Raw genomic sequence first — 22,099 nt, forward strand, 5'->3', positions numbered from 1 at the left:
AGGCGAGTAATCGGGATTCGGTCACGTCGGCCGAGATGTTCGCCGGGTAGATGCCGGCTCGGGCTACCTCAAGCGCCGCTTCATTGATGTCAGTTGCAACAATCTGCACCCGCGGGGGCTGCGGCATCCGGTCCGCGTATTCCTGAATCAGGATCGCGACCGAGTAGCTCTCCTCTCCCGATGCGCAAGCCGGTACCCAGATGCGCGCCTCTTCTCCCGCTGGGACGCTATTCATCAGATTCGGAATGAGGTCGTTTTGCAGAGCGGAAAAGGAGCTCTGGTCGCGAAAGAAGCTGGTTACACTAATCAGGAGATCGGCCAGCAGCGGGCTCAACTCGCCGGGATTGCGCCGCACGAAGTCGCGATACTCTGCAATGCTGGTCAGCCGGTTGACTCGCATTCTGCGCTCGATGCGACGTTGCACCGTGGCGCGTTTGTAATGTCGGAAGTCGTGTTTGTTTCGATTTCGAAGTGCCGCCAGAATGTCGTACAACGCTTTTTCGTCGGACGTGTCGTCATCCACCTCGGCTTCAGCACCGGCGTCCGTCGCCAGCGCGGCATCGGAATCCGACGAACGGCTTCGGGGGGCTCTTGCGAGGTCGACCAACCGCCGGCCGATTTCCTCCGCGCTCAAGACCAGGTCGATCGCTCCTGTGTTGATGGCCGCTTGCGGCATCTCCCCGTACTCGGCGTCGTCCGGCTCCTGCGCAATCGTTAGCCCTCCTCGCTCCTTGATCGAAGCTAGCCCCAGTGAACCGTCTTGGCCCGTTCCAGACAGGACGATGCCGATCGCGCGTTCCTCATGCACTTCGCCTAGGGTTCGGAAGAAAAGATCGATGACGGATGAAGGCCTGTTGCGGCTTGCCTCACCCGGCTGCACATGCCCGTCATCAGTGATCAGCTTGGTCGCAGGCGCAATGACGTACACATGTCCCGCTTCTAAGCGCGTCCTGACGCGGACCTGGCTGACCGTCAGCGGTGTGACCCGCTGCAATATCTCGGCCGCGCTGCTTTCATGGTCAGGCGAGAGGTGCAGCACCACGACGATCGCCAAGGGAGCTTCGGCGCCAAGTGTTTCGAGCAACGCCATCGTGGCCTGCAAGCCACCGGCGGAACCTCCAATGCCTACGACCAGCGGTCTCGCCGAAGCATCGGGAAGAAGTGGAAGCGACCCCGCGCGGCCATCACCGGCATTTTGTTGATCTTGTTCCATGACTCACTCGGTCGGAAGACTCGGTCGGGCGACAGCGTGCTCTTCCCTTTGCGGCGACGTGCCCCGGGCGCAAACGCCAATGATTATGGTCTGGCCTGATGCTGCGTCCTCCTACGCGACGTTCCCGAGCGCGATCATGAAGCGGTTTTTAAGCGTGCGTGACAGTCCCAAGAACTCCGTAGCCGCCAACCTATCATAGCGTTGGTTTCACCGTGCGAACGGTCGACTGGCGAGCTCGACTGCTCGACTGCTCCGAGGCGGGGTCGGAAAAAATTGAAGGCAGGATGCTGGCAGCCTTTTAAAATAATCAAGTCGGAGCGAGCTCAGACGGTGCTTGCACTGTCCGATAGCTGGAAGGTCAGTCAGATGGCGCGTGATTTCAACGGCGCGCTTACCTTGCTGCTGTGCGCTATATCTCCGGATAAGCGAGATCTGCTGCGACGATCTCGGTCCCAAGCGTTACGGCGGCAACCGATGCCTCTTGTTTCGTGGGAAACGGACCAATGGGTCCTGCTCCGTCAAAGGGAAACAACAGCCGTCCGTCTGTGGTACGAACGACCTTTAACGTGCCATAAAAACCGCTTGCCAGTGTGCCCCTGTACGACGCATAGACAACGAAGTCGCCTTTGTCTGCGCCTGCTTTCGGTGGCACCGGCTTGGTCGGATAGAGGACTAGTTTGGGTCGCTTGCCTGTAGTGTGTGCCATCGACGTATGCCCTGTAAGTGAAGACAACTTAACCCAGCATTGCGTGAGCCCGGGAACATGTCCCTGTTTGGGAAATCAAAGGCGCTAGCAGGCGATGCAAGAGCCTTCCCTATCGCCGGCGGGGCTTCGATGGACGTACCTGCAGCGCGACGCGTCCGTTTTGTACCCCTTACGGACAAACCCTCAATTACGTTCTCGTCGGTTCGCCCGCGCCGCAGATCATTCCGTCGTCGCAATCTTTTACTCTTCGAGGCTTCTGGCCTGGACGAGCCGGCCGCGGACGAGCATTGGTGACGCACGTCAAATGCGTTGGGGTTGCAACTGTCAGCTATCGATCAGGCCCTCTCGCACGACGCGCAGAGTTGACGCTTTTGCCTCCTCAAGCTTAGCAACTCGGGCAACTAGATGCGAGACGTCAAGTCCGGCCACTTTTCCCTCTTCGAGTTGCTCGCGTGCCAAGAAAATCCGTTCTTCGATTGCCCGAATCGCCTGCCAGATTGCATTCTCGGATTGCCGGCGTTGCTCATCTTCCAGGGCCACCGCGGAAAACGCGTGACCGGTGTGACAGCGATAGCGCAGCGGCATCCCGCTACCGATGCGCCATACAACGCCGCCGCAGTCGGGGCAGGTCAGCGAGCTGCGCACGCCAATGGCATCGAGATCAGCGAGCTCGATCTTCCCGGTACGCATCATTCTGTCTTCCGACTCGGCCGCCAATGCGTCCGCTTGATTTTGTGCCTTTGGAGTGGTCATGGTTGCCTCCAGTGCTTGACGGATGGCCGTGCCTAGCTCCGCAATGGGAACCACGACGTCGGCGGTGGTGGCTCGCAGCGCATTGATGGGCATGCTAGGCGAGCGGCAATCAGCGGGATCCTGGACGATGGTGTACCCGCCGCAGGCGCGCACCGCCCGCATCCCTGCGGCCCCGTCGTCGAGGTCGCCGGTCAGAACCACGCCGATCACTCGTTGGCCGTACGTGACGGCCGCCGAGCGAAACAAAGGATCCGCCGCTGGGCGGGTGAAGTTCTCTTTCGGTCCATTGGATAGCAAAGTTCTGCCGTTTAAGAGCAGCAGGTGACGGTCCGGCGGCGCAATGTAAATTGTCGATAATGCAAAAGGCTCATTGTCCGCGGCATGTCTCACCGGCAAATTGCACACGGTTTGTAAGATGGCGGGCAAAATGCTCGGATAGGCGCCGATATGCATCACCACGAACACCGAGGCGGGCAGCTCCCTCGGCAGCGTGCTGAACAACTGCTTGAGCGCTTCCAAGCCGCCCGTCGACGCCGCTACTACTACGATATTTCGTCGTTCCATACGTTCCTCGCTTGGTGATAGCGCTGGGCGTGCTTGTCCTTGTTTTCCGCGCCGCTTAGGCAGCCATCAAGACAAGAGCGAGGCGTCGTGCTACGGGTACCTGACTGTTTATCAGACGCGGGCCAGGGGTCTTTAAAATTCGATCTCGCCTTTTATTCTTGTGTGCAACCGCCGATCCTGCGAAGCGGCGGAAACGCTCTTTTGGCATCGCAGATGCGCAGAGGCGAGGCGCAGGGCTAAGGCCCAAGGGCCGAACCAGTCGAAATTGTCGCTAGATGCGCACCCACGTCACGTAACGCGGCATTCAAGGCGCCAAGTGTTCCGGAACAACACGGTCGTTGTGGATAGCGCACAGCCGAGAATTGCGATCTGAGAAAGCCGTTCCGCGATGGTACACGACATGCTTAATCATCGGACGGTTTCCTTTTTATTACGGAATGCATTGAGGTCAAGACATGACAATACTTCTAGAGGAGTCAAATTTAAGGCAGGCTGACGGCGACGTTGGCGGCTCCTTCATCGAAGCCCCTGATCCGCTTCTTGACCGCCATCTCTACCCGAAACGCGCATATACCGATCTGACTTGGCGATTATTTTCGGAATGGCGATAGCCAGTGTTGCTTTTCCGAGCATTTTCTTATTACTTCTTTTGCTCGGATTTTAGGGGTCAGGGTTGGATCATACTGCGCGAACTGAGCAACGCATCGATATTTTTCGTGTTAGAGGCGGTTGTTCGGCGTTACAGCAAAAATAGTTCGTTGAGGTCGTTAAAGATTTGGCGCGCCGCGCCGATAGCGGGAAGGTGGAGTATCGCGTAGGCGCAGTGCCCAAGCATGCTTCATACATAGAGGCTGGCAATAGGCCCGGGTACCCGATCAGACTTTGCGCCCAAAAACCCTCGGATTCGTCAACTGAGAGAGACGCATACCGATGCAGACGACCGATCAGTACACCGGGCGAACGACACTACAACGTTGACCCCGAGGATCGAATCATGACGCAATTCTTCAAGCGCTATCTCAACGATACGCGCGGCATTACCGCAATCGAATACGGCCTGATCGCTGGCGTACTTGCGCTGGGCATCATGACCTCCGTGAGCGGACTCGCCACACAACTCTCGTCTACTTTTACCGCCATTACAACGAAGCTTTCGACAGTCCGCTAAGCGTGCATGGCTCGCCGCTGTTCATGCGGGCACGGCGGGCAGTTGACACCACGGGAGACGCATTCCCAGCGGTCTTGAGTGCACCGTGATCGTCGCAGCATGTCTGCGTTTGCTCGGCCGATCGATCCGTCGCGCTCGGCTAGAAGCTATTGGTGCTTACTGAAGCTTTCCCGGGCTACCTAATACTGTGGTTGCGTTTCGTCTATTGGGTATGCAAGTCGGGTTGCGCACGCGTCATCGACGACTTGTAAGCCGTAGTCAAACGCTCTCCTGTATTCATCGTCTATATCATCCGAAAGGCCGAAGGCGATTGGAGTCCACGACTGCGCACTCCGGTCCACGATCTGAAGTACCACAACTTCTTCCTGATCGACCGGCTGCAAAACGATAAGGCGATAACGGCGATAATAAAGTTCCATATAAACCTCATATCGGATTAGCTTCGGACGATGCAATGCCGCACGTCGCTTGCAGGAAAGCAGCTTTTTAAGGCGCGATGGCGCCGCCGCCCTGCAGTGCGAGCGCAACCCGCTCCAATCCCCCTTCATTCTTGTCGTGCTCCGTCATTCATGCTCCGTGAACTCGGTAGGACCTGCTCCTCCCGCGCATGCACAACAACAGAAAGTGGGCGAAGTCGAACCAGAAGATGGAGCAGTGCCGTGACAGGGAATCAGTCATGCGTGGACGTCGTGCCTCCGGCTGCTCGGCGGTCTTTCAACGAGCGCTTCTGAGAGCAGCCCGTGGCTAGCCAGAACCAATGCGGCTGACGCTTACAACTGCCGTGCAAGTCAGGCGCCGCGTCTGAGGTCAAACGCGGCGCGCCCGTTTCACTTGCTGATTTTTGCGCCTGCCTCCTCCTCAGATAGCTCTTGCTCGGCGAGCATCGTCAGCTTTTGGTCTGTGGCTTTTTCTTCTTCCAGGGTTTCGAGAAGAAGATTCATCGCGTCGGCGTACCCGAGCTTGTTGGCAAGGGCTGCGAGGGTGCCATAGCTCGCAATCTCGTAATGTTCGACCTTTTGCGCCGCGGCGATCAGTGCTGCATCAAGGATCGGACCTTTCTCGATTTCCTCGATGTGCTCTTGACCTTCTGCAACAAGCCCTTCCATCGCCACGCATTTGACGCGCTGGAGCTTGATTTCGGTGCTCGCTACCACCTGATCGATCCGCTCGATCTGCCCCTGCGTCTCCTCAAGGTGCGTCTTAAAAGCGGCTGCAAGATCCGGGTTGGTCGACGCGCGGGCGAGCTTCGGCAGCGCCTTCGTCAACTGCTTTTCTGCGCTATAAACGTCAGACAAGGCGTGGATAAACAAATCTTTTAACGTTGCTACAGCCATGGTAGTTCTCCTTAAAATTTATGAGCGCCGCGTTTCGAACAGGCCTGCACGTGTTCATTTCTCTCCCTAGACTTAGGAAGTCGAGCGCTTTCTTTGTCGTGAATGAGCGCCGTTATGCATAACACGATTGAGCAATGGGTATGCCGCGCGCTGAGCGAACGCATGGGCCAGGTCAATCAAATGAGCATTGGCGTAATGCCCGGTCAGCTATACGGCGAGGTCGCGACTAGCAAGCTGCTCCTCGGCGGAACTTCACTTATAAATGCAAAGGTAGAGCGCGAACTCGTCACCCCTGACGCTGGCGATAGCGCTGCTGTCACACTGCGGTTGCCCATCGCACTTTATCGCAACCGTATGGCCATCCCCTACTCGTGCGGCCGCTTGGCTGCTTCTAGTCGTCAGGTATTTTCACGGTTGAGCAGTTCTGGCAACTACGCTGTATATCCCGGCAAGTCAATGGTGAAGATGCAACCGACGCCCGGTCGGTTCTTGACGCTCAAGACGCCTTGATAGGTTTCAACGCTCTTTTTTGTAATCGATAGACCTAACCCAAGGCCGGTCTTATCGGCGGACTGCTGCGTAAAGGGTTCGAACATAACACGTGCCGCGTCGGGCGGAAGTCCGCCGCAATGGTCCTTGACGTCGATGAGGATTCGATCCGCTATCGCGTATGCGCTAAGGGTGACTGTGCTTCGCGGACGGGTGAACTTGAACGCATTTTGGATAAGGTTTCCAAGAGCCGAATACAGGGCATCGCGATCCGCGCGGAACGCGAGCGTATTGTCGACCGCTAGAACCGTGAGTCTTACGCCTCTAACCTGAGCAACTATCTGAGCCGCATGTGCGACCTCGGCAATAAACGCGGCCAGGCAGTGGGTTTCTGCCGCCTGTCCTGCGTTCTCAGCCGGCTCCCTTGCTTCCTTAATCGAGGATTCGATTGCCTTGCGCATCGTAGCGAGGGCGCGTTCTAACATGGTTCCGGTAGCGCCTGACAGACTTAGGTTGCCGGCTTTGGCCGCTTGGAAGGCCATCGTCGCGTTACCCAGTGCATTCCGCATTTCATCCGCGAGTTCTTCTATCCGTTCTTTAAGACCCCGCGGTTCCTCCTGATTCTCGATTTTGCCGCGTTGATAGCTGAACTCCATCACGGCCCTTGCTATTGCCGTATCAAGGCAGTGATTCATCGTCCTGAATTCTTCGACCTTGAAGGGAACGTCGCGCTCATGCGCCAACGTGGTGACAGCCTGACAAACATCGCCATAATCGTGCACGACCTGATCGATCGTGTAACCCAATGCATGGAGTACGCATCCATGCTCGCTGGCTGATGCTCCAATTTCGGAATCCGTGACGACGCCGCTGGGCGGACCGGACGATGCTTGACCGCCAAGCGAGTTATCGCTCTGCTCGAAACGAAGCGTCGTAATCAACTGGTCTAGGAAGAGCGGCACGCCATTTTGGAGTTGGTCCCTGGACGCCGCGCGAAGGGGACGATTTGCCAATCTTTCCCGGCACTTCTCCAGGATAATGGCACGATTGTTCGAAAGGAAATTGTGCAACATTCTTGTCCTTGAGGCCGTCTGCATGTCAGTCGGCCTAATTACGGCGCGGAAATGCGAAGGCTTTGCCCATAACGAGGCGAGTGGCGGGGCGCGATGCTCAAAATTGACCGAGCGATCTAAACCAAAGAGCAGCGCTCCACCAGCGCTCAAGCGGACCTGCGCACGACTTCAATCACATACCAACGCTAGTCGCGGGTTTGCAGTGCGCGGCCGATGTCGGGTCGAGTCACGGCAGAGTGAACCTTCTGGGCACGCGGCCCCGAATCTTGATTATGAGGGCTGCGAAAGAACTTGCTACGTGTTATTTCATCATTGCGGCAAAGTAAGTGGTATCTGCTTGCACGGGAACGATCTTCAGGGGAACTGGGAGAGCCTGCCCGGCTGATCGTAATGCGCCTGCTCAGACGTTACACGGCGCTGATTGATGCCGACCGGCTCTCGCTTCCATCCAAATCACCGATCATCACCTAGCGCCACGCCGCTACAATAGCTTCCACGCGATCTAACGCGAGTAATGGTCGTTTGAGGACAACATCTGCGCGCGCGATGACCAATGCACTGGATATTCTCGGATCTCTTGGCTCGAGCCGCCCAATGTTACTGATGAGTTCGAGGATTTGTAGTGCAACCGCGTCGTGCTTGATCTCGTTAGCAATCATTGCTCGGCGCAGCGCTTGCACCATTACAACACCGTCCTCTAATCTCATCCCATCCTCACGTTGAGTAGTCGCACTGAGAAGAATCGCAAGTGCGTCGGAGCCACGTCCTTGTGCTCTGCCCGCGACGTGCGCGCAGTGCTTAGAGTCCGTTTCCTACGAGGAATTGAGCGCATAAGTATAGGAATGCAATGCTCGCAATCATTAGTTTTCCACACTGGTCTAACCCGCCTCGGACGCATTTGCAAGCGAACGGTTCGTAATCGGTTATTCGAACCGCACAATCCGGACTATAAAATATAGTGCGGCACCCTAATTGGGTATCCAAACTGTTCGTCCCCATACGCGAAGGAGGGGCGCTTGAACAATCTTAATCTCGTTGATGCACTCCGGCTGGCTATGACAGTGCTTCGCGATTCTGCAGACAATCGCAAAATGCCATCGGGCATTTCATTGGGCGCAGAGATTGCGGCACTACATGCCGATGCGGCGGAAATCCTCGAACTGTCGCTGAAGGAGCTGTCGAATCTTTCGGATGGGTGATCTCCGTGCATTCGGCGGGCCTTCCCAAAACTCATCGAAGCGGAGGCACGATGAAATCCGAATGGGAGCGCTCAGGCGAGCGGATGTAACAAGCGATCGAAATTCACTTTAGAGAGATCGAGCGGCTTAGACGTTGGCCGCGCAGCCTTCTTGTGGTCGGATGTCTCGCCGCAATGACTGCGAGTGCCGCGCTGCTTTTTCTCATACAGCGCTTCTTCTGACCGCAGCTGCGAGGACGACACAGCCGTGCGCGCTTAAACAGACTTCGCGCCAGACACCAGACCGACTGCAAAATAATCAAATGCAAGGTTGCGAACGCTCGTTTCTTTGCAACGACGTACGAGTGCAAGGTAGAGGCCGAGTCCCTTCGACCATTCATGGTGAAATTCAGTGATCCGGATGTGAAGGGAGCGCCGCCAGTTCCGCAGCAACGCCGACCATCCGAAAGGTCTGCTTTGAGATGGCGTCCCCACGCTGCATTGGGGAAGCAGCAATCAGCGTCCGGTGCAGTCCTTGTCGCGGTGACTGGTTACGGCCTGCAGCAAGATAAAGAAAACGCGCTGGCAGCAGGCTTCGACTCCCACTTTGTCAAGGCGCTAGACGTTGGCAGATTGTTAGCGACCTTGCTTTACGCCGGCGACGGGAATGATCCGTCAACCGCGACGGCAACCAGCGCGACAGCCCGCCCCTTGCAGGTGTACGCTTTCAGACTTCAGCGGTGAGCTGTTCAAGCAATTCGACTAACGCAGTCGCAGGGTTGCCTTTCTGACAATAGCCGTGTCGCCTGCCGGAGCCCGCTGCTGAACAAAGGCCTCGTCGTGCGCAGTTAGGGCGACTATTACGACGTCTTTGAGCAGAGGCTCGGATCTGAATCGTCGCGCCACCGCAAACCCGTCTAATTCGGGCATCGATATGTCGAGGAAAACTACATTCGGCACCCACTCCAACGCTGTGCAAATAGCGCTTGCACCCCCGTAGGCAGCCTTGGAAATTGTGCCAAATAGTCCGAAATACGCGGTAAAAGCGTCCGCGGCATTCGCATTATCGTCCACCACCAGCACCCGCAGGCTGTTGTCGCGGCTTACCACGAAACGACTGGTCCAACGGCGCGCAGAAGTGCTAGAGGACGGCATCGATGTATGGTTTGCTTATGAACATACAAAAGGTAGCACAGCGAGTTCCCGTACGAGCGGCGTATTTGCTGCTTAAGGGTTTGCCCGCAAACGCTAATTCGAAGTGCCGCTGCCGAAATAGCCCGTCGGCTTGCCCATGCGAAAACCGAGTGTTTGAATAAATGAACTCGATCGTTACCTCCTTCACTCGCCCAACGGCCGCCTCGTCACGTATCGGACGCCTGTGTCGTTCGTCGGCATAACATGTGCTGAGTCTATTGCGACAAACCTGGCGGACGACGTCAATGACATTTCAGCTGAAAGACGTTCTCGATACGGCCGGACCCACGGCGAGCCTCGTGTTTGCCTCTTGGATTTTCCTACAACTTTTGGGTCAAAAATTCGTAGGCGCCTTTGACCGGTACCGAACGCTAGTCACCGAATACCGTGCGACGGAAACCAGCAATGACCGGCGGCGGCACGTCGCCGAACAGATACCGCTTTACAAGCGCCGCTGCGAGCAGATGCAACGGGCGACCGTCATCGGCGCCATCGCGGCAATGATGCTGATTTTCACCTTGCTTTCCGGAACAATCGTTACCATTATCGGCGACGATTGGCCGCCTTTGAAGTATCTAGGCGCGGCGTCTACGGTCAGCGGGCTTGCGCTCTTGCTGGGCCGCGTCGTACCTGATCCTTGAGAACCGGTGCGTGATAGACGTGCTGCACAGCGAAGTGAAAGATCTCCCCGATGTTGCACGCAAAGCCGGAGTACAGCCAGATAAGTAAAATCCGAATCGGTAACTCCTTGACAGATGAATCCGAATGAATATTGTTTGCGTCGCTTGGGGTTCGCTTTTGTGGAATCTAAAGGGCTTCCCAATCGTCGGCGAATGGCGCGACGGCGGCCCGCTTCTACCCTTGGAGTACGCCCGACATTCGGACGGGGAGATTATCAGTCTCGTCGTGCTTGAGGGCGCACCGGTACAACCAACTTTTTGGGCACCGGTTCTTGTTGATTCTCTTAGCTCGGCACGAGAAGCGTTGCGGATCCGCGAAGACATCCGCGCGAATTTTGACGAATGGATTGGCAGTATTCCGGGCCCTGGGGGTATTGAATACGAGCAATCTCAGACGCTGACCGAATGGATGGACGGCACCGGGGCAGACGCCGTCATCTGGACGGCGTTGCCAGCAAAGTCGCGCGGTCACAACGGTCGAGTACCGAGCGTGGATGAAGCAACTGCCTACCTGCAGTCACTGCATGGCGACGAACGGACGCGCGCCGAAGCTTATATTCGCCAGACACCGGCGAGCATCCGCACGCCCTTTCGGGCGCACTTCGAAACAGTATTGGGCTGGCACCCCGAGCAAGAACGCAAGCGAGGTTAGGACGCTGACGTTGTTCAGCGTGCGGTGCACAGGTGTTCATTTATGTTCACTGGCGGCTCGTCGCCCTTGAAAGGCCCACGAGGCACAAATTCGTTGACGACGCCGGGAAATGTCGAGCAATGACGCGAGATCGGCCACAGATCTGTTCAATGGAGCCACGCTCACGCGCGCTTGTGCGACCGCAGCGGGCGCGGTCCACGCGAGCACGCACAGTTGGCGAGTATCTCGCGTCTGTCCAATTCCTTTTGGTACATTTTTTGCTGACATCGAACTGTTCGTCTATTCAACGGTGCTATGCGCAACGGAAAACGCCCAAAGCTAGTTCTCTTCCCGTTCAAATCTGTCGCACCGGCGGCCGGCTTGACCGAGAACGACTTTGCTGTTTATGCGTCCTACCGCGGCACTCGCGCGAGCGGCTTTCACGGCACGTTGAAGGTGGTGCGTAAGACGGATTCCAAGCTGTTATATCCGTTTGATGGCGCTTCGCCAATCGGCCCTTACACGGGACCGGACGAGGCGCTCGCAGCTGCCCAGCAAATCGGTCGAAAGATCGTTGACGGCGATATTGCAAATCCCGAGCTATAACGGTTACCGACGTCTCTATGAAAGCGGCTCCGAGCGAATCTCAGTTTCAGCTGACCCGGGATGGAGTCGAGTTCGCGATACTCAAAGATGGTCGGCGGGTTGAGTGCGTGATTTTGTTAGGGGCGTTGCAACAGTGCTTTTGGCTCGACCTACCGGCTCACGATGAACGCATACGGCAGTGCTTTGTGGACGGCTATGCTCGCATCCGCGCGATGGCGGAACGAAAGTCTCTGGTTGCTAGCTCCGACATGATTCGCCTGACGCCGACGGACTTTCTCAGAAGATGAGATGACCGTCTGGGCGGCGACCACTTAGGCGCAGCCGAAGATGTTTGCGCTCTTCTTGCGTTCTCGATCTTGTTACCTCCGGCGCGGTCGTCGGTTCCAATGGATCACCAAGACTTCACGTATCCGGAGAATGCCTCCCCAATCATGAAACGCGGTCCGAATCGAGTCGGTCCAAGTGGTCATCACCCAAAAGTCCCCGTCCAACTGCCGCTTTGCGTTGATGACGGCAAGACGCTTCGATGCGAACGTTTGGGGCGCGGCGGTGTCTTGCTCGCGCTTATCGCATCCTGTCCGAGCAGCCCATCTCCACCTCGCTTTTTCGTTATTGAAGGCGACCTCGAAGACTCGGTAGCCGCCTGGGACGCGCTTATACAATCTGTATCGATTGCTGGAAATGCTGTCGTGCACCTCAGTGGCATCAGACAACGCTTGGGACGGGCGCGAGCCAACTTGCCCCTGTGCTGTCGGCTTGTAGATTCGCGGGTCAGTCCGTCGCTGCATGGTCAAATGGGGGTCACCGGGTCGGTTCAATGGGACTCAATCTTGATCACATCAAGGCGATAGACAGAGTCCTTGGCCCAGATCTCCACCTCATATGGACTCCGGCATCCAAAGATGCCTTTCACCGCTACATCATCGATAAAGATGCAGCCGGACCAAACGCCGCAAGAAGTGCAGTAGATCCTCAGGTATGTTTGCGGACGCATGATTTTTCCTGAGGGCCGAGGATGAGGTCAGCATACGCTTGTCAATGGCGAAAAGCTCTTGTGACCGACTTGGCTTGTTCCGCGTTATGCCATGCGCCGGAGAGCGACGCGAATAGGACGCAACGCGTGGAGCGCGTACCAGCAGTTTCCGCATGCGTCCCTCTAGCGACCCGGCAAAGCTGGGCGCTCCCTTCCCTTCGCGATCAGACCATCGCTCAGTGCGGCAGTCACTCTGCGGCAGGCAGCACTCGAATGTCGGCGCCAGGACGAACCGCGTGCGCGAAAGCGATTGCCGCGCGCTCGTCGTCGCCTAAATTGACAGTGATCCCGTCATCCGTCGGAATTTAAGCCGGTCTCGGCCAGACTGCATCGGGAAGCCAGCTAAAGCGTATCGTAGGTATATTCCATCTGCAAGTTCATCGTCGCCGAGCAAGATTTTCGGCGTATGATACTTCCTGCTATTGCGGTGGACCACGCGGCTCACTTTTTCCAAGCAACAGTCAGTCCAGATTACACCAGCAGCGCGAGTAGACGATCGTAAACGACTGGTTTCGCCAAATGATGATCAAAGCCAGCATCGAATGCCGCCTGACGGTCCGCTTCCTGGCTCCAGCCAGTAAGCGCGATAAGCAAGAGTGTTCCGCTCGGAGCCCCGAGCCGTAGTTTCCGGGCGACTTCATAGCCGGATATGTCCGGCAGGCCAATATCGATGAGCAGAACATCGGCTTGAAAATCGGACATTGAACGCAAAGCAGCCTGGCCGCTACTTACAGTTGCGGTCACGTGTCCATCGGTTTCAAGCAGCATCGAAAGGCTAACCGCTGCGTCTTCACTGTCATCGACGATCAGAACGCGGCGCTGCTTATGGTCCGTGGGCGGTAGCACCTCCTCGCTGTCCTGCTCATTGGTTTGAACTGGAGCGAGCGGCAAGAAGATCGTGAATTCGCTGCCTAGCCCCACTCCCGCGCTTGCCGCAGTCACCTTTCCGCCTTGTTGCTCAGTCAACGCTCGCACAAGAGACAACCCGATACCAAGGCCACCTTGTGCATGTGAGCGGGCTGATGGCAGCTGTGAAAACATGCTGAACACCGTCGAGAGGCTCTCGGACGCGATGCCGATGCCCGAATCACGTACGGTGACTGCTACTTCGCCATCATCACGCCATGCTTCGACTTCGATCCTCCCTCCAGCCGGCGTGTATTTCGCAGCGTTGTTAAGAAGGTTAAGGATGATCTGAGTGAGTCGGGTCGGGTCTGCTTCGACATATACCAATGAGCTCGGAAGTTTCGTCGTGAGCTGGTGAGACTTCGCTTGAACGAGCTCATTTGCGGCTTCGATTGCACCATGAATTGCCTCGGCAATGTCGACGCGCTCTAGGCGCAGCTCAAGCTTGCCCTCCGCAACACGCGAGATATCCAGAAGGTCATCGACAAGCCTTCCGAGCTGCGTAACCTGGCGTTCCAGCACGCCGCGGGACCATTCGGCTTGTTGCGCAGAGACCTTCTTGGTGGCGAGAAGCCTTACAGCCGCATGGACCGGTGCCAGTGAATTGCGCAGTTCATGAGCAAGCGTCGCCAAGAACTCGTCCTTGTGGCGATTAGCAAGGAGCAGGGCATGTTCTGCCCTACTCTTTGCTTCAAGAGCGTCCTCGGCTTGCCTGCGAGCGCGGAGAAGCTCGCGCTCATATTTATGACGGTCATGCACGACTATGCAGGCCAGGTCATCAATCTGACCATTCTCAAGCGTCCTTCGGGATGCATTGATCAGCATCGGCACCTTGTGTCCATCGCGGTGACGAAATTCAAGTTTGACTTCTGCGACGGACCCTTGCATCTGCAGTAACGGCGCCCAGTGAGTCTGGTGAAAAACTTTGCCGCCCATCGTCAGGAGGTCCTGCACGCGCTGACGATTGACCAAATCCGAGGCTTCAAGACCCAACCAACGACAAAACGTGGCATTCACACGCGTGATGGTCCCGTCGGTCGCGGCGGTGATGAGACCGCACGGCGCGTGCTCGAAAGCGTCGCTCAGTGAGCCAGACGGTCCAGGGGTGGGTTCCATCTTCAGAGGCCTAAACCGCGCAAAAACGCTTGCGTTGCAGCCCCACTGGGCTCGGGCGCGCTCAAATGCGGACAGTGCCCCACATTGTCGACGACGGCAAGCGTGCTGCCGACAATGGTCCTGTGCATGTATTCACCGACCGCAACCGGGGCAAGTAAATCATCGTTGGATTGAATGATAAGCGTCGGAGTGGTGACACTGCTCAGCTCACGCCGATGGTCGGCAAGAAACGTGACCCGCGCGAAGTGGGCAGCAATGTCCGGATCCGTTCGGCAAAAACTGTTCGCCAGTTCTTGCCCGAGCTCAGGCCGCTCGGGAGCGCCCATGATGGCCGGTGCCATTGACCCCGCCCAACCAAGATAATTGTTTTCTAAGGTTTCGAGCATCTCTTCGATATCGTCCCGCTCGAACCGGCCAACGTACTCGCCGTCATTGATGAAACAGGGAGACGGGCCAATCATGATGTTCGCCGCAAATTTCTTCGGCGATTCGATGGCCGCGAGCATGCCAATCGTCGCGCTGACAGAGTGCCCTACAAACACTGCCGGGCCGCTCGCGAACTGATTGACGATCTCAAGCACGTCGCCCGCGTAGCCGCGAAGCGAACCATACTTGTTGCGGTCATAAGCAGACAAGTCTGACCTCCCGCTGCCGACTAAATCAAACATGATCGTTTGATAATCCTTCCCGAACGTCGGCGCGAAGGTGCGCCACATGTTCTGGTCGCAGCCGAAGCCATGTGCGAAAACGAGCGTGACAGGTCCCGCTCCTTGGATATGGACATTGTTGCGCGTCTTGAGATTCATAGAAGCTATCCGAAAGTCAACCCCGGATTATTTCATATGCGCTCGCTAAGAAACTTTTCGACTTCTGCCACCGGAGGAACGTCCGTGCCCTACCCGTTGTAGGATGGCCGAAAGCTTGACAGTTTAAATTAGTGCGGATCCAACAGCCCAAACCGCTATGAAAACAAACGACCCGTTTGTCGAAGCCGAACCGATGTATACCGTACCGACTACGTCCACGCCGGCATACGCCAATCGGCATCCTATCGCTCGAGCTTTCGATTATTTTGCAAGTGCTGTTACGCGTTGGGCTGGATCACCCCTCGCTTTTGGCCTCGCGGTCGTTTCCGTGATTGCCTGGCTTGTCTCAGGACCCGTGTTCCACTTTTCAGAAAATTGGCAGTTGGTGATCAACACCGGTACCACCATCGTCACGTTCCTGATGGTCTTTCTGATCCAGCAGAGCGCGAATAAGGATAGCGTCGCCGTCCATTTGAAACTTAACGAGCTGCTGGCGTCACACCGGTCAGCTAATAATCAACTGATCGGAATCGAAGACGCGTCGGAGGACGAGCTGCGAAAACTCGCCGCCGCTTACTTAAAACTTGCCGCCGACGAAGAAAGTGCTCGGCGGCATCTTAGCGACGACTTTGGCGCGGCTGCCGACATTGCGCGTCGGCTTGCTGAGACGAGAGCACGATCCGTGAACGAAAGGTCGTCCTGAAAAGACATTTAGTTAAACGTCCGGTCACGGTGTGGTTCGATTGTAGGAGGGTTTCGCAGCAAAGCGTGCAGACTAACCCTTGGCCGGTCCACCACCGCTCCGGTCCGGGGGCAGTCAATTCAATGGGACTCAATCGTGATCTCATCAAGCCGATAGACAGAGTCCTTGGCCCAGCTCTCCACCTCGTATGGACTCCGGCATCCAAAGATGCCTTTCACCGCTACACCATCGATGAAGATGCAGCCGGACCAAAAGCCGCAAGAAGTGCAGTAGATCCTCAGGTATGTTTGCGTACGCATGATTCTTCCTGAGGGCCGAGGATGAGGTCAGCATACGCTTGTCAATGGCGAAAAGCTCTTGTGACCGACTTGGCTTGTTCCGCGTTATGCCGTGCGCCGGAGAGCGGCGCAAACCAGATGCAACCCGCGAAGCGCGTACTAGCGGTCTCAGCATGCTTCCTCTCGCAAACCGTCAAAGCTTGGCGCTCCCTATTGGCGGCTAACGTCCAATGTTGAAATGTTAACCGCTTGCCATCGACGAGATACTCCTGCTGCATAAATCCTAACTACTTGAATTCATATCACCCCCCTCGCCGGAAACATTTTCGACGACGCGCTGGTGACCAATAGTGAAATGAAGCAGCGCACTGATCGGCTATCCGGATGAACTTTTGCCAGGATCAGTGGCTGTTCCCGCAACATCCGTCAATGTTGAACCTTCGGTGGCACAACTAACGCTATAACTTGCCCGATAGCGTGAAGCTGTTGGCACCCGTTGACCAAGCAGCATACCAAATCGCATCCGGCTACAATGCCACAGAGGCGACGATGCGACGTACTTACTTCAACAGGCTGTTACCTTATTGAATGAGTACTGCAGCCAAGCTCGGTTATCCCGCGTCGTCGTCCCCGCCGTAACGGGTCGCCGCCTCAAGCATGCGGCGCTGATGTCTCACAACCGCGCGCGGCCTGCGCGGTTGTGAAGTTAAAGCTCGTCCGTTATAAATCGGGCTATTCACGCGGGGGCCGCTTGTAATCTATCCCCATCCCCGATCCCTGCGAGCGGCGCAACGCCACTACTCATCCAGCGGGTTGCACTGCTTTGGCTCGCCCTGCTATGCCACGTGCTGACCGCGTGTCTTCGAGGGCGCAATCCAGCAAGTCGGAAACGATGCCGGAAAGAGGTGAAGTCGCCGGAGCGTGTTCCAGTAACGTCCCAAGGAGTTTCCGATCGAGGAGCAAGCTAGGTTCTACGCATTTCGCGCTTCCGTTCCCATACTTCGCTTTGTGCTTGAGGGTTGGAAGCGACGAACAACGCAGCGAACGAGCACAACCCGATCAGCAAGGTTAGCCGCGTTGTTGTCTTGCGCCCGGAGTTGTGCACGAACTCCTCGGGACTCTAGCTCGACGAGGATGGAAGGTCACAGGCATCACCGGAGGCACCGCTCCCGACCTACTTTGGCGCTTAATACGAAACGCGCTATTTATGGCTCAAACGCTTGGGGGCCCGAATAACGATGAAGAGGCCGGCCCCGACAAGCGCCAACGCCCATCTAACGGGGTTGATTTGAGCCGGCCGTGCAGCGCGTTCTAGGGCACCCTCGTCCGGTCTCACCCGTCCCATGCTCGCAGATGTTTGCGCAAGCGGCACGGCTGACATGGGCGCCGCTGTGCCCAACGTTCGTGAAGCCGGGGAGCCGGCGCTGTCATCGCGGCTATTGCGGTCTTTATCCGTGGCTGCGCCGTTTTCAAGGGTCTCACCGCTTCGTTGTTCAACGCGCGATGCAGCCGCTTCCGCCCCAAGCAACAGAACGGCGGCAGCGAAGTAAAGCCACATCAGCAAGACTGCCAGCGATCCGGCGGCTCCAAACGCGCTGGCCGTGCCAGCATGTGTCAGATACAGGGCGAAGAGCTTTTTGCCGATCGAAAAGAGAACAGCGGCGATGCTGCCACCGACCACTGCATCCCGCCAGGGTACAGGCCCGTCAGGCAGATATTTAAGCAATGCAGCGAAGGCGCATGACAATATCACGAGCCCAATCACAAATTGCGCGACGTCGGTCAAAATAACTAAAGGCGACGCTCCAAAAACCCACTTCCCTGCAGCTTGTAAAGCAGTATCTAAGACGAGTGATATCACGAGTAGGAACGCGACACCCATCACTAGGCCAAAGGAAATCAGGCGTATTTTGACAAGCGCCGTCACGCCCGACTTAGGGCGCTCTTTGGCCGGCCAAATAATCGATAAAGCAGTGTTCAGAGAAGAAAATGTAGCTGAAGCACCGACGGCTAACAGCGCGAACGAGATCAAGGCAGCGACGCCCCCGCCGCCGCTCCGGTGAGCATGCTCCACGATAGTCTGAACGCTCGCGGCCGCATCTTTGCCAAGCATTCCACTTATTTGACCAAAAAGTTGGCCACGCGCTGCCTCCGCGCCGAATACAAGCCCCGCCACCGCAATCACCATGACGAGCGTCGGCGCGAGCGAGAACGCAGAATAAAAAGCAATGCTGGCCGCCATGGGCGCACCGCGATCTGCTGAAAAGCGTTTGAACATCCGAGTGGGCCATGCACTCGCCCGGCCTAAAAGGGACTTCGAATTCATTGCTGGCTCCTTGCGTCGGTGACTTGTGCCTATAGCATTCTCGATGCCTATGTAGGTTCGGGAGCCAATGGACGCAAAACCCCGCAGCGGTCGTGGCGCGCGGCTCAACTGGATCGCGCAACTCGAATACGCAAGGTTGCGGAGTGTCGCCTATGTAACTGCATTCGGCGACCTGGCTCGAGTCAATCAGTTTTCACTTCGATTAGGTCGTATGCGTCAGCGCATCCCGTGTTGACAGGAGTTCATCAGATAACGAGGATTTTCCGCAGTAGACCGTATGAGACGCGCCAGTGTCCTTCGGAATCTGTCACGGCGATGGACGCCGTTTTCGCATTGAGTCTGACGACGGTGCCAACACGCTCGTTCAGATGTTTGTCGGTGAATCCCACGGTGTCGCCGATGAAGAACTCTTCGGGGCGCGAGCGAGGTGGCGGCGCTTCCTTTTGAGTTGGGGCTGCGGTGGCATCGAGGAGAATCGCCGCATACAACACTGCCCATCGGCGGCGAGTCACGTTGTCCTGTACGACCGCTTGCGTATGTCGCAGCTCGGTGACAGTGCCTTCCAAAGGCGGTCCCAACGGATTGTCACCGATGTATCGGACCGTCATCCCAATGTGCAGTCGTTGACGGACTTCAAGAATGCGTCGCGGGTCATCGAGCATTTTGCCGATGGTCAGATATAGGCGATACAACTCAGCGCTGGGGGCCTGCCGAAGGGAGTCCAAGATGTCCATGAATGTTGGGGTAATTAGCGGGCAAGCGGCAGCAGTTCATGCACGCGATTGACGGGATACGACGGCAACTTTTCCAGTGTTTCCTTCAGCCATGCATACGGTTCGAAACCGTTTAAGCGAGCCGTCCCGAGCAATGAATACATTGTGGCCGTCGCACGAGCGCCTCGCGGGGAGCCCGCGAAGGTCCAGTTGACTCTTCCAAGAGCAATCGGCCGGATTTGGCGTTCCAACGCGTTGTTGTCGGGTAACAGAACTCCGCTCTCTGTGTAGCGAATCAGCGCTTGCCAATGACGCAACGCGTAGCCAAACGCTTTGGCGAGGGGTGCCTGAGTCGGCAAGCCAATGACGTTGCCTTCCAGCCATTGCCGGAACTTTGCAAGTACCGGTAAGGCCTCAGCTTGCCGCGCCGCATATTTGCGGTCAGGGGTCTGATGGTTGATTCGCGACTCAATGGCGTATAGCTGTGCGATCCATTGCAGCGCCTGTGCCGCGAGTCCCGGCTTGCTTTGGGTCTTGGCGATTTCAAAGAACCGACGGCGGCAATGCGCCCAACAACCGACCGCGATGATGTCGCCGGTTTCGTAGAGGGCCTCGTGCCCGCTGTATGCGTCGGCCTGCAAGTAGCCCTTGTAAGTTTTGAGGTAACCCTGCGGATGCGAGCCCGCGCGCGATTCAGCGAACTCGAACACGACCGCCGGAGGGTGATCGAGCCAAACGCCGTTCTCCTCGCGTTGGCCCGCACCCAGTTAGCCCCATAATCGCGCAGTGCGGGTGGTCTTGCGGCCCTTCTCAAGCAAAGGCAGCGTCGTGTCGTCGACGTGCATGCGCGGCGCCTGCAACTGGTGCGCACGCAGCGGAGGCATAAGCACGCCAAGCAATTCTGCTGCGGCTAACTTCCATTCGCACAGCGTGGCTCGCGGCAGGTGAATTCCACGGCGCGCATAGCGCATCTCTTGCCGATTCAATGGCAGATGATCAACGTAGGTGTTGACCAAAATGTTCGCGAGCAGACTCGCGCTCGCATTGCTCTTGGGCAGCGGCGAGGGCTGAGCGCTCGCCGTCACGATGGTCGACTCGCCATCCTTCTTCGCTGCATACTTGAAGCGGATATGTTCGATGACCGTGAGCCTTGACGGCTCGTAATGCAGCGTCTCGCTACGCTCTTCGCCGATGCGCTCAAGCGCGTCGAATGCGGCCTTCTGTTCGTCGCTCAGGTCATATTCGATGCGCGTGCGTGGCAAGTCCTTTGGCAACGCGGGGCGTCCTTTCCGGGTGTGCCCTGTGACTTGAACCTTCGCGGACTCGGGGGGAACGGGAATATCTGTGGCGGCGTCGAACAGCTCGGCCTGACCCGCCAGGCGCTCGGAACTCGCGCCGAAGCGAGCGCGATTGAGCTGCGCGATCTGATGCTGAAGGCTATCCAGTTGCTCCCACAACACGCACGCGAGCCGATTCTGTTCGAGTGCAAAGGCTTGCAGGGCCTCGAGCTCCAGTGGCAGATCCCCGGCAGTGACGGCGGCGGGCAGCATGTCAACCATGATGCCCAACTCGCGCGACGTTTACAAGCTTCGGTGAGCGCTGTGCGAGATTCAGGGCAGCGTTTAAGCCACGCGCGTCACCGCGACGGCGCGATGAGGCTCGCGCGCCGGAATCTCAATACCTTCGAGCCACGCATTGAGTTCCGCAAGCGTGAAGCCGCGTTGTGCGAGCGCTGCCGGTGATGGGAAATGCCCATGTTCAAGCCGTTTGTACCAAAGCGCGAATCCGGTACGGTCCCAATAGAGGCACTTCACCTTCGTGCGGTCACGCCCGACGAACACGAACAGGTTGCCCGAAGCCGGCTTCTGCGCAAGAAGCGGTTCGACCAGATAAGACAGCGTGTCGATCGACTTGCGCATGTCGACCGGCTCGCGGCAGATGTAGGCTCGGACGTCAGCGGCGATCAGCACCGTGCACCGCCAAGCTGTCCGAGCACAAAGCGCACAATGCGCTCTGCATGCACGCCACTCATTTCGATGCGAACGCCGGCAATCGATAACGCCACGCGATCACGCGTCGATGACGATGACGATGACGACGGCGTATCGGCGGAAGCAGATGATGGTGTCGCCGCAGGCTCACCTTCGAGGCGAGCAATGACGAACGCGGCGTCGGCCGTCACGGCCAGCGGACTCGTTGCAGACGTCTCGCCCGCAAACTTCTTGCGCCACAATCCAAAAGTGCTGACGGCAAGACCTTGTTCGCGACAGAAACGCCGAGTGCCAACGCCGCTCATTTTCCATGCGGCGACCATCTCTCGCCAGAATGCCTCGCCTTGGCGAGGGCGCCGAGCCCCCGTTCGCACGACAGCTCGCCCCATCACGTCGTCGTCCATCGCATCACTCCCATCACTACGATGGCGAAACTTTCGCATCATGCACCCTGACACTCAAGACGGGATGCGCTGACAGATACATTAGGTCAGCCGGTTTCCACTTCCCATTGAAATAAGCTTCCTCGGGGCCGTACAAACGGAACAGGAAGAACCAGCCTTTTAATGGAAAAGAGCCAACAGCTCGTTGATTTTACGAGCATGAATGTGACTTTTCGATTCCCTCGATGGTGTTGTC

At 57.1% G+C, this 22,099-nt stretch carries 18 protein-coding genes and 2 pseudogenes; 7 read left to right on the plus strand and 13 right to left on the minus strand.

Annotation, left to right across the window (positions count from 1 at the left end; all coding sequences use genetic code 11):
- The 3 genes from QCE79_RS36045 to QCE79_RS36055 form a co-directional block, all read right to left on the minus strand.
- Positions 1-1,213, minus strand: a 1,213-nt coding sequence (locus QCE79_RS36045; RefSeq protein ID WP_309853076.1) for a chemotaxis protein CheB, incomplete at its 3' end; no start/stop codon positions are given.
- Positions 1,214-1,622: 409 nt separating this feature from the next.
- Positions 1,623-1,919, minus strand: coding sequence for a DUF6723 family protein (locus tag QCE79_RS36050; protein ID WP_309853080.1), 297 nt, complete (start codon positions 1,917-1,919; stop codon positions 1,623-1,625).
- A 324-nt stretch (positions 1,920-2,243) separates the two neighbouring features.
- The gene (locus QCE79_RS36055; RefSeq protein WP_309853082.1) at positions 2,244-3,236 is read right to left on the minus strand and encodes a chemotaxis protein CheB; all 993 of its coding nucleotides are present in this window, start codon (positions 3,234-3,236) and stop codon (positions 2,244-2,246) included.
- Between the two features lie 994 nt (positions 3,237-4,230).
- Between QCE79_RS36055 and QCE79_RS36060 the strand changes: the two genes are divergently transcribed.
- Complete coding sequence (locus tag QCE79_RS36060) at positions 4,231-4,404, plus strand: Flp family type IVb pilin (RefSeq protein ID WP_309853086.1); 174 nt, start codon at positions 4,231-4,233, stop codon at positions 4,402-4,404.
- Positions 4,405-5,231: 827 nt separating this feature from the next.
- Here the strand turns inward: QCE79_RS36060 and QCE79_RS36065 are convergent.
- Positions 5,232-5,738, minus strand: coding sequence for a DUF892 family protein (locus QCE79_RS36065; protein ID WP_309853090.1), 507 nt, complete (start codon positions 5,736-5,738; stop codon positions 5,232-5,234).
- A 431-nt stretch (positions 5,739-6,169) separates the two neighbouring features.
- Complete coding sequence (locus QCE79_RS36070) at positions 6,170-7,300, minus strand: HAMP domain-containing sensor histidine kinase (RefSeq protein ID WP_309853093.1); 1,131 nt, start codon at positions 7,298-7,300, stop codon at positions 6,170-6,172.
- 1,016 nt (positions 7,301-8,316) lie between these two features.
- Here QCE79_RS36070 and QCE79_RS36075 point away from each other — a divergent pair.
- Complete coding sequence (locus QCE79_RS36075) at positions 8,317-8,499, plus strand: hypothetical protein (protein WP_309853096.1); 183 nt, start codon at positions 8,317-8,319, stop codon at positions 8,497-8,499.
- A gap of 740 nt (positions 8,500-9,239) precedes the next feature.
- Here QCE79_RS36075 and QCE79_RS39620 read toward each other — a convergent pair.
- Complete coding sequence (locus QCE79_RS39620; RefSeq protein ID WP_404989493.1) at positions 9,240-9,632, minus strand: response regulator; 393 nt, start codon at positions 9,630-9,632, stop codon at positions 9,240-9,242.
- Between the two features lie 284 nt (positions 9,633-9,916).
- On the opposite strand from QCE79_RS39620, the gene QCE79_RS36080 reads away from it, so the two are divergent.
- From QCE79_RS36080 to QCE79_RS36095, 4 genes are all read left to right on the plus strand, one after another.
- The gene (locus tag QCE79_RS36080) at positions 9,917-10,312 is read left to right on the plus strand and encodes a DUF2721 domain-containing protein (RefSeq protein ID WP_309853099.1); all 396 of its coding nucleotides are present in this window, start codon (positions 9,917-9,919) and stop codon (positions 10,310-10,312) included.
- Positions 10,313-10,436: 124 nt separating this feature from the next.
- Positions 10,437-11,003: a hypothetical protein gene (locus tag QCE79_RS36085; RefSeq protein WP_309853102.1), complete on the plus strand. Its 567-nt coding sequence runs from the start codon at positions 10,437-10,439 to the stop codon at positions 11,001-11,003.
- A gap of 360 nt (positions 11,004-11,363) precedes the next feature.
- Positions 11,364-11,588, plus strand: a complete 225-nt coding sequence (locus tag QCE79_RS36090) for a DUF6723 family protein (protein WP_309853107.1) — start codon at positions 11,364-11,366, stop codon at positions 11,586-11,588.
- A gap of 17 nt (positions 11,589-11,605) precedes the next feature.
- Positions 11,606-11,875 (plus strand): DUF1488 family protein, encoded by a 270-nt coding sequence (locus QCE79_RS36095; protein WP_309853110.1) that lies wholly within the window; start codon positions 11,606-11,608, stop codon positions 11,873-11,875.
- 1,217 nt (positions 11,876-13,092) lie between these two features.
- Here QCE79_RS36095 and QCE79_RS36100 read toward each other — a convergent pair.
- Both QCE79_RS36100 and QCE79_RS36105 read right to left on the minus strand, forming a co-directional pair.
- Positions 13,093-14,643 (minus strand): ATP-binding protein, encoded by a 1,551-nt coding sequence (locus tag QCE79_RS36100; RefSeq protein WP_309853114.1) that lies wholly within the window; start codon positions 14,641-14,643, stop codon positions 13,093-13,095.
- 2 nt (positions 14,644-14,645) lie between these two features.
- Positions 14,646-15,449, minus strand: coding sequence for an alpha/beta hydrolase (locus QCE79_RS36105; protein WP_309853118.1), 804 nt, complete (start codon positions 15,447-15,449; stop codon positions 14,646-14,648).
- Between the two features lie 157 nt (positions 15,450-15,606).
- On the opposite strand from QCE79_RS36105, the gene QCE79_RS36110 reads away from it, so the two are divergent.
- Positions 15,607-16,152 carry a low affinity iron permease family protein gene (locus QCE79_RS36110; RefSeq protein ID WP_404989494.1) on the plus strand — a complete coding sequence of 182 codons (546 nt, stop codon included), beginning with the start codon at positions 15,607-15,609 and terminating at the stop codon, positions 16,150-16,152.
- Between the two features lie 1,707 nt (positions 16,153-17,859).
- On the opposite strand, the pseudogene QCE79_RS36115 reads toward QCE79_RS36110, so the two are convergent.
- The 5 genes and pseudogenes from QCE79_RS36115 to tnpA all read right to left on the minus strand — a co-directional run.
- Positions 17,860-18,756 (minus strand): annotated as a pseudogene (locus tag QCE79_RS36115) (YihY/virulence factor BrkB family protein); the annotation flags it as partial.
- A gap of 245 nt (positions 18,757-19,001) precedes the next feature.
- On the minus strand, positions 19,002-19,490 hold the full coding sequence (locus QCE79_RS36120; RefSeq protein ID WP_309853124.1) for a hypothetical protein: 489 nt from the start codon (positions 19,488-19,490) through the stop codon (positions 19,002-19,004).
- A 14-nt stretch (positions 19,491-19,504) separates the two neighbouring features.
- Positions 19,505-21,028 (minus strand): annotated as a pseudogene (gene tnpC / locus QCE79_RS36125) (IS66 family transposase).
- A gap of 63 nt (positions 21,029-21,091) precedes the next feature.
- Positions 21,092-21,439: an IS66 family insertion sequence element accessory protein TnpB gene (gene tnpB, locus QCE79_RS36130; protein ID WP_035570528.1), complete on the minus strand. Its 348-nt coding sequence runs from the start codon at positions 21,437-21,439 to the stop codon at positions 21,092-21,094.
- Positions 21,433-21,906 carry an IS66 family insertion sequence element accessory protein TnpA gene (gene tnpA, locus QCE79_RS39625; RefSeq protein WP_404989495.1) on the minus strand — a complete coding sequence of 158 codons (474 nt, stop codon included), beginning with the start codon at positions 21,904-21,906 and terminating at the stop codon, positions 21,433-21,435. The genes tnpB and tnpA overlap by 7 nt, the downstream gene beginning before the upstream one ends.
- Between the last annotated feature and the right edge of the window lie 193 nt (positions 21,907-22,099).

The sequence above is a fragment of the Caballeronia sp. LZ003 genome, from assembly GCF_031451465.1.
Taxonomy (GTDB): domain Bacteria; phylum Pseudomonadota; class Gammaproteobacteria; order Burkholderiales; family Burkholderiaceae; genus Caballeronia.